Origin of the sequence: Streptomyces sp. KR55, assembly GCF_052245645.1 — a bacterium.
Lineage (GTDB): Bacteria > Actinomycetota > Actinomycetes > Streptomycetales > Streptomycetaceae > Streptomyces > Streptomyces flavusporus.
In genome coordinates, this window is the sequence record NZ_JBQQCE010000480.1 from 1 (window position 1) to 7,500 (window position 7,500).

2 protein-coding genes are annotated in these 7,500 nt (G+C 73.4%); both read right to left on the reverse strand.

Translation table 11 applies throughout. The annotated features are described in order from the left end of the window. The coding region (locus ACTWQJ_RS42505; protein ID WP_443311764.1) for a non-ribosomal peptide synthetase at positions 1-2,369 on the reverse strand (2,369 nt) is incomplete at its 3' end. After that, the coding region (locus ACTWQJ_RS42510) for an amino acid adenylation domain-containing protein (RefSeq protein WP_443311765.1) at positions 2,366-7,500 on the reverse strand (5,135 nt) is incomplete at its 5' end. The genes ACTWQJ_RS42505 and ACTWQJ_RS42510, both read right to left, overlap by 4 nt.

Genomic DNA, 7,500 nt, shown 5'->3' on the forward strand with positions numbered 1-7,500 from the left:
ACGTAGGCCCGCGTGTTGCGGATGGGGCGGCCGATGGTGGGCCCGCTCGCCGCTGTCCCGTCGAGGGCGGCGGCGGTCGACCACACGGTGGTCTCGGTGGGCCCGTAGAGGTTGGTGACCTGTGCTCCGGTCCGCGTCATGCGCTGGGCGAGGTCCGGGGGCAGGGCCTCGCCTCCGACGAGGATACGCAGCCCCTCGGCGGCCGACGGCCGTTCGGTCAGCAGCGCGTGCCACAGCGTGGGCGTCGCCTGCATGAGGGTGGCTCCGCTCGCGTCGATCAGATCCGCGAGGGCGGTCGGGTCGACGACGGTGTTCCGGTCGGCCACCACGACGCTCGCGCCGGTGATCAGCGGCAGGTGGAGTTCCAGGGCGTGGATGTCGAAGGCGATCGTGGTCACCGCCAGCAGCCGGTCCGCTGCGTCCAGGGGGAAGCGCTCGGCCATCGCGATGAGGAAGTTGAGCAGGGCGCGGTGCGGCACCACCACGCCCTTGGGCGTGCCGGTGGAACCGGAGGTGAAGATCACGTACGCCGGGTGCTCCGGCCGGAGCGGCACAGGCCGTTCCCGGTCCGTGAGGTCCCCACGGTCGTATCCGGCGGCTTCGGCGCGGACGTCCGGGTCGTCCAGGCAGTGCACGTGCGGTCCGCGGGGCAGCCGTGCGCTGTCGTCCCGGGTGGTCAGGACGGCGGCGGGCCGGGCGGCGGCGAGGATGCCCTCGATGCGGTCCCGGGGATGGTCGAGGTCGAGCGGAAGGTAGGCGGCGCCCGCCTTCTGTACGGCCAGTAGGGCGGCGACGAGCTGTGGGGTGCGGCGCAGGGCGAGGGCGACCACGGACTCGGGGCCGATACCGCGCGACGCCAGGAAGCGGGCCATCCGGTTCGCCTCGGCGTTCAGCTCCGCGTAGGTGAGTCCGGCTCCCTCGGGCTGCCGGAGCGCCAGGCCGTCCGGGGTGCGGCGGACCTGCTCCTCGAAGAGGGCGGGCCAGCAGCGCGGGGACGGCTCGGCGGCGGTGTCGTTCCACTCCTCGAGGACGCGGTGCCGCTCGGCGGGGTCGAGCACGTCCACCCGGGAGACCGGCCGGTCGGGGTCGTCGCCGACGGTCTCCAGCACCCGGCGCAGTCGCTCGGCCCAGCCGAGCACGGTCTGCCGGGTGAACAGGTCGGGCCGGTAGGTGAGGCGCATCCGCAGGCTGCTGCCCGGCAGGACGGTGAGGGTCAGCGGGTAGTGCGCGGTCCCGCTGCCTTCCGTGTCGGCGATCCGCATCCCGTGGTGGGTGGTCTCCTGGTCGCCGGAGGGCGCCGGGTAGTTCTCGAACACGTACAGCGTGTCGAAGAGTTCGCCGCCGGGCCCGGCGAGCCGCTGGATCTCGCCGAGGCCGAGGTACTCGTGGGGTGCAAGCACGGCGCGCTCCTCCTGGAGGCGACGCATGGTGGTGATCAGGGACGCGGCCGGGTCCAACCGCACCCGGACCGGCAGGGTGTTGGCGAACAGGCCGATCATCGACTCCACGCCGGGCAGCTCCGGCGGGCGCCCGGAAACGGTCGCGCCGAACACGATGTCGTCGCCGCCGGTCAGCCCCGCCAGCACCAGGGCCCAGGCGCCCTGCACCACGGTGTTCAGGGTGAGTCCGTGGCGGCGGGCGAGTTCGGTGAGCCGGGCGGTCAGGCCCGCGTCCACCTCGGTCTCGGTCTCCTCGGGCACCACCGTCTCCCGGCCGGCGCCGACCGGGCCGAGCAGGGTGGGCTCCTGAAGCCCGTCGAGATATCGGCGCCAGGCCGATTCGGCCTCCGCGCGGTCCTGCCGGGACAACCAGCGCAGGTACTCCCGATAGGCCACGGGCTGCGGCAGGGCGTGGTCGCTGCCGTCCTGGGCGTACATCGCGAACAGCTCGCGCAGCATCAGCGGGACGGACCAGCCGTCGAGCAGGAGGTGATGGCTGGTCAGCACGAAGCGGTGCTCGTCGGCGGCCAGTTGGACGAGTTCGCACCGGATCAGCGGCGGCTTGCGCAGGTCGAAGCGGGTGGCGCGGTCCTCGGCGAGGACCACCGCCAGTCGCTCCTGCCGTTCGGCCGGCGGCAGCGCGGACAGGTCCGTTTCACGCCAGGGCATCCGTACCCGGTCCGGCACCACCTGGACGGACTCGCCGTTGCGGCGCTCGCGGAAGGCGCCGCGCAGATTGCCGTGCCGGGCGAGGAGCCCGTCGGCCGCGCGGCGCAACGCCGCGGCGTCCAGCTCACCACGCAGATCGAACACGAACTGCAGGTGGTAGACGTCGGCCTGCCGCTCGTCGAAGCGCGCGTGGAACAGGAGCCCTTCCTGGAGCGCGGTCAGCGGCAGAACGTCCTCGATCCGCGCCTTGAAGCGCTTCATTCCTCGTCCCCGTCCTCGAACATGAACTCGTCCTCGAATGCCTCGATCTCGTCCTGGTCGAGGTCGACCAGGTCGAAGTCGGACACGGTGGCACCGCCCGCGTCGGCCCGCCCCACATGACGGGCCATCACGGTCAGCGACTGGATCCAGGTGTCCGCGAGGGCGGACACCTCGGCCTCGGTCAACAGGCCGTCCGGCCACGTCCAGACCGCGCGCAGCTCTGTACCGCCGTCGGCCGAGGGGCGGGTCGTGACGTTGACGGTGAGCGGGTTGCGCAGCGGCATCGCGCCGGGCGGGGCACCGGCCCCGTCCTCCGCGACCGCCTCGGGCGCCAGGCTCCAGTCCGCGCCGCGGGCGCCCTGGAACCGGCCGAGGTAGTTGAAGCCGATCTGCGGGGTCGGCAGAACGGCCAGCACAGGGGCGGTGTCCGGGTTGAGGTACCGCAGCAGCCCGTGCCCGATGCCCTGGTCCGGAACCGCACGCAGCTGTTCCTTGGCCCGCTTGAGTACCTCCCCGACGTTCGGCCCGGCCTCCCACAGGTCCGCCCAGTCCACCGGGCCGGGGTCGATCCGCACCGGGTGGACGCTGGTGAACCAGCCGAGGGTCCGGGACAGGTCGAGTCCGTCCCCGAGTTCCTCGTGCCGGCCGTGGCCCTCGACCTCGATGAGCACCGGCGCGTCCTGCGGCCGGTCCCGGCCGGCCCGCACCGCGAGAGCGAGGGCGGCCAGCAGGACGTCGTTGACGCCCGCGTTGTAGGCGGCCGGCACCTGGGAGAGGACGGTTTCGGTGACCGGTGCGGGCAGCGAAACCGTCAGCGACCGCGCGGTGGCCGCGGTGTCCCGGGCCGGGTCGAGGTCCCGGGCACCCAGCCGGTGCCCGGTCCGGTCGTACAGGCTTGTCCAGAAGTCGAGTTCGGCGGTGCGGGACGGCTTGGCCGCCTCCTCGGTCAGCACCGTCGCCCAGCGTCGGAACGAGGTTCCCACCCGGTCCGGGCGCGGTGTGCGCCCGGCCTCGGCCTCGGTCCACGCCGTCCTGAGGTCGTCCAGCAGCACGCGCCACGACACGCCGTCCACCGCCAGGTGGTGGACCGTCAGCAGCAGTCGGCCGGGCGCCTTCTCGCCCGCGTCGAACCAGACCGCCTGGAAGACCACTCCGTCGGCCGGGGAGACGCGTTCGCCCGCGGCGGCCGCCTCCTTGGCGAGGACCGCACGGACCGAGGCGTCGTCCATTCCGGTCACGTCGACCCGGTGCACCCGGTCGGTCACGGGTACGGAGCCGGCGGGCCGCACGCGCAGGCGCCAGTCGGCGTCGACCACTTCGAGCCGCAGGACGTCGTGGTGGTCGACGAGCGCTCGCAGAGCCGTGGTGAGGCCGGTCTCGGTGAGCGCGGCCGGCACCTGGAGCAGCACAGACTGCAGCAGACCGTCCAGGGTGCCGCCGCGCGCCCGCAGGTCGTGCACGACCGGGGTGAGCGGCACCTCGCCGACTCCGTCGTCGGCCGCGTCCGCCGGGGCGGTGACCGTGCCGACCACGGCGGCGAGCTGGGCCAGCGTCCGGGTCCGGAAGACGTCCTTCGGCGCCAGGTCGAGCCCTGCCGCGCGGGCCCGGCTGGCCAGCTGGATGGAGCCGATGCTGTCGCCGCCGAGTTCGAAGAAGTTGTCCTGCGGGCCGACTTCGTCCAGGCCGAGCACCTCGGCCACCAGGCGGCACAGCTGCTCCTCCCGCGGGGTGCGGGGAGCGGCAGTGCCACCGGAGCGGAAGACCGGGGCCGGCAGCTCGGCCCGGTCGAGCTTGCCGTTCGCCGTCAGCGGCAGTTCGTCCAGGGCCACGACCGCCGCGGGGACCATGTACTCCGGCAGGCAGTCCGCCGCGTGGGCGCGCAGCTGCTCCGGGTCGACGCCTCGCCCGCCGTCCGCCGGGACGACGTAGGCCACGAGGCGCTTGTCGCCGGGGCGGTCCTCACGGACGACGACCGCGCTCTTCCCTACGGAGGGGTGGCGGGTCAGGGCCGCCTCCACCTCGCCCGGCTCGATGCGGAACCCGCGCACCTTGACCTGGTCGTCGGCGCGGCCGACGAACTCCAGGGCGCCGTCGTGGCGGCGGCGTGCCAGGTCGCCGGTCCGGTACATCCGGGCACCCACCGGTCCGTACGGATCGGCCACGAACCGCTCGGCGGTGAGCCCGGAGCGGTCGAGATAGCCGCGGGCGAGACCGGCACCGGCGATGTACAGCTCGCCGACGATACCCGCGGGCACCGGTGCCAGCGCCGTGTCCAGCACGTAGGCGCGGGTGTTGGCGAGGGGCCGGCCGATGGGCAGCCGGTCGCCGAGTTCGTCGGCCGCGGACACCAGGTGGCTGGTGGCGCACAGGGTGATCTCGGTCGGGCCGTACAGATGGCGTACGACGATGTGCGGCGCAGCCCGCAGCACGCTCTCGACGGCCGCGACGGAGACCACGTCACCGCCGGTGAGGATCTCCTCGACGCCGCCGAGCGCGTCACCGAGGTCTTCGGCCACGACCCGGAAGAGGCCGGCCGTGAAGTGCACCCCGGTGATGCCCTCCGCCACGATCAGCCGCTTGAGCTCGGCGATGTCCGGCTCGCCGGGCGGGGCCAGCACGACGCGTCCGCCGGCCAGCAGCGGTACCCACAGTTCGTAGTCGGAGATGTCGAAGGCGTACGGGGCGTGCATCAGAACATGCCGGTGACGGTCGCCGTCGGCCCAGGACGGGTCGAGGGCCAGCTCCAGCAGGTTGCGGTGGGTGATCGTGATGCCCTTGGGCCTGCCGGTCGATCCGGAGGTGTGCATGACGTATGCCAGCCCGTCGGGCCGGTGCGGCACCTCGGGAGCGGTGCCGGCGTCCCCGCAGCCGTCGACGAGGACGACCTGGTCGGCGTTGCCGGGCAGCCCGCGCTCTTGCCAGACCCGGTCGGTGACCAGAATCCGGGCGCCGGCGTCGGACAGCACCTCGCGCATGCGCTCGGCCGGGTAGCTCTCGTGCAACGGGGCGTAGGCCGCGCCGGCCTTGAGGATGCCGAGCAGGGCGGCGACGAGGTCCGAGGACCGCTCCATCAGGACGGCGACGCGGTCCTCGGGCCGGACGCCGAGCGCGACCAGACGGTGGGCGAGGCCGTTGGCCCGCCGGTCCAGCTCGGCGTAGGTGAGGTGCCGGGCGCCGGAGGTGACGGCCACCGCGTCGGGACGGGTGCGGGCACGCTCGGCGAAGGTCGCGTGGACGGTGGACGACACGCCCGCGACGGGCACCTCGGTGGCGTTCCACTCGGTGCGCAGCCGCTGCCGTTCTTCCTCGTCGAGGAGGCCGATCCGGTCGATTGGCCGGTCCGGGTCGGTGACGAGGGCGCGCAGGACGAGTTCCAGGCGGGCGGCGATCCGCTCCGCGCTCGCGCGGTCGAACAGGTCGGTGCCGTATTCCAGCATTCCCTGGATCCCCGCGGGGACCTGGCCGTCCGTACGTTCCCGCAGGCTCAGGGCGAGGTCGAACGTGGCGACGCCGATGTCGACGCCGGCCGTCTCGACGGTCAGCCCCGGCAGCCGCAGCGACTCCTCGGGGGTGTTCTGGAAGGCCAGCAGGACCTGGAACAGCGGATGACGGGCCCGCGAGCGCGCCGGATTGACCAGCTCCACCAGCCGCTCGAACGGCACGTCCTGATGCGCGTACGCCGCCAGATCCGTCGCCCGCACCCGCGCCAGCACCTCACGGAACGTCGGACCACCCGACACATCCGTCCGCAACACCAGCGTATTGGCGAAGAACCCGACCAGATCGTCCAGCGCCTCATCCGTACGACCCGCGACCGGCGTACCGATCGGAATGTCCTCACCCGCACCCAGACGACTCAGCAACACCGCCAACGCCGCCTGCACCACCATGAACACCGACGTCGACGACTCCCGCGCCAACTCCACGACACCGCCGTGCAGTTCCGCGTCCCAGTCGACGCCCACCCGGCTTCCGGCGTACGTGGACTCCGCCGGTCGCGGGCGGTCGGTGGGCAGGGCCAGCTCCTCGGGGGCGCCGGCCAGGGCGGTGCGCCAGAACTCGAGCTGGGCGTGGGCCGCGCTGCCGTCCTCGTCCTCGTCACCGAGCAGGTCGCGCTGCCAGAGGGTGAAGTCGGCGTACTGGACCGGCAGCGGCTGCCAGTCGGGAGCGTGCCCGTCGTGGCGGGCCGCGTACGCGGTGCCCAGGTCCCGGGCGAGCGGCCCCATCGACCAACCGTCACCGGCGATGTGGTGCAGGGAGATCAGCAGCACGTGCTCATCGGCGCCGAGCGCGAACAGCGTGGCCCGCAGCGGAAGATCACGGGACAGGTCGAAGCCCTCCGCCGCCGCGGACCGCAGCAGTTCCGGCAGGGCCGTCTCGTCCGTCTCCACCACCGGCAACGGCACCTCGCACGGTTGCAGCACCACCTGCCGCGCCGTCCCGTCGACGTCCGGGAACACGGTCCGCAGGGACTCGTGCCGCGCCACCACGTCACCGAGGGCCGCGCGCAGTGCGGCACGGTCCAGGTGGCCGTGCAGCCGAAGCACCAGCGGCATGTTGTAAAGGGCGTCCGCGTCGTAGAGGCGGGCGAGCATCCACAGGCGGTGCTGGGCGAAGGAGAGCGGCAGGGGCGTGGGCCGGGTCCGGGGGCTGAGCGTGGGGCGTACGGTCCCGGAGCCGAGATCGGTGACCAGGGCGGCGAGTCCCGCCGGCGTCGGGGTGTCGAACAGGGCAGCCAGCGGCAGTTCGGCGCCGAGCACCGAGCGCACCCGGCTCACCAGCCGCGTGGCGAGCAGCGAATGCCCGCCCAGATCGAAGAAGCTGTCGTCGACGCCGACCCTGGGCAGGCCGAGGACGTCGGCGAACAGTCCGCAGAGCACCTCCTCGGCAGGCGTGCGCGGCGCCCGGCCCGTCACGGCCGTGTCGTAGTCGGGCGCGGGCAGCGCGTCGCGGTGCACCTTGCCCGTGGGCGACAGCGGGATGGCCTCCAGGGCGACAACCACGGCCGGAACCATGTAGTCGGGCAGGGCGGAGGCGACGTGGGCGCGCAGCTCGGCCGGGTCCACCTCCCCGGCGTCGTCGGCCGGAACGACGTACGCCACCAGACGCTTGTCCCCCGGCCGGTCCTCCC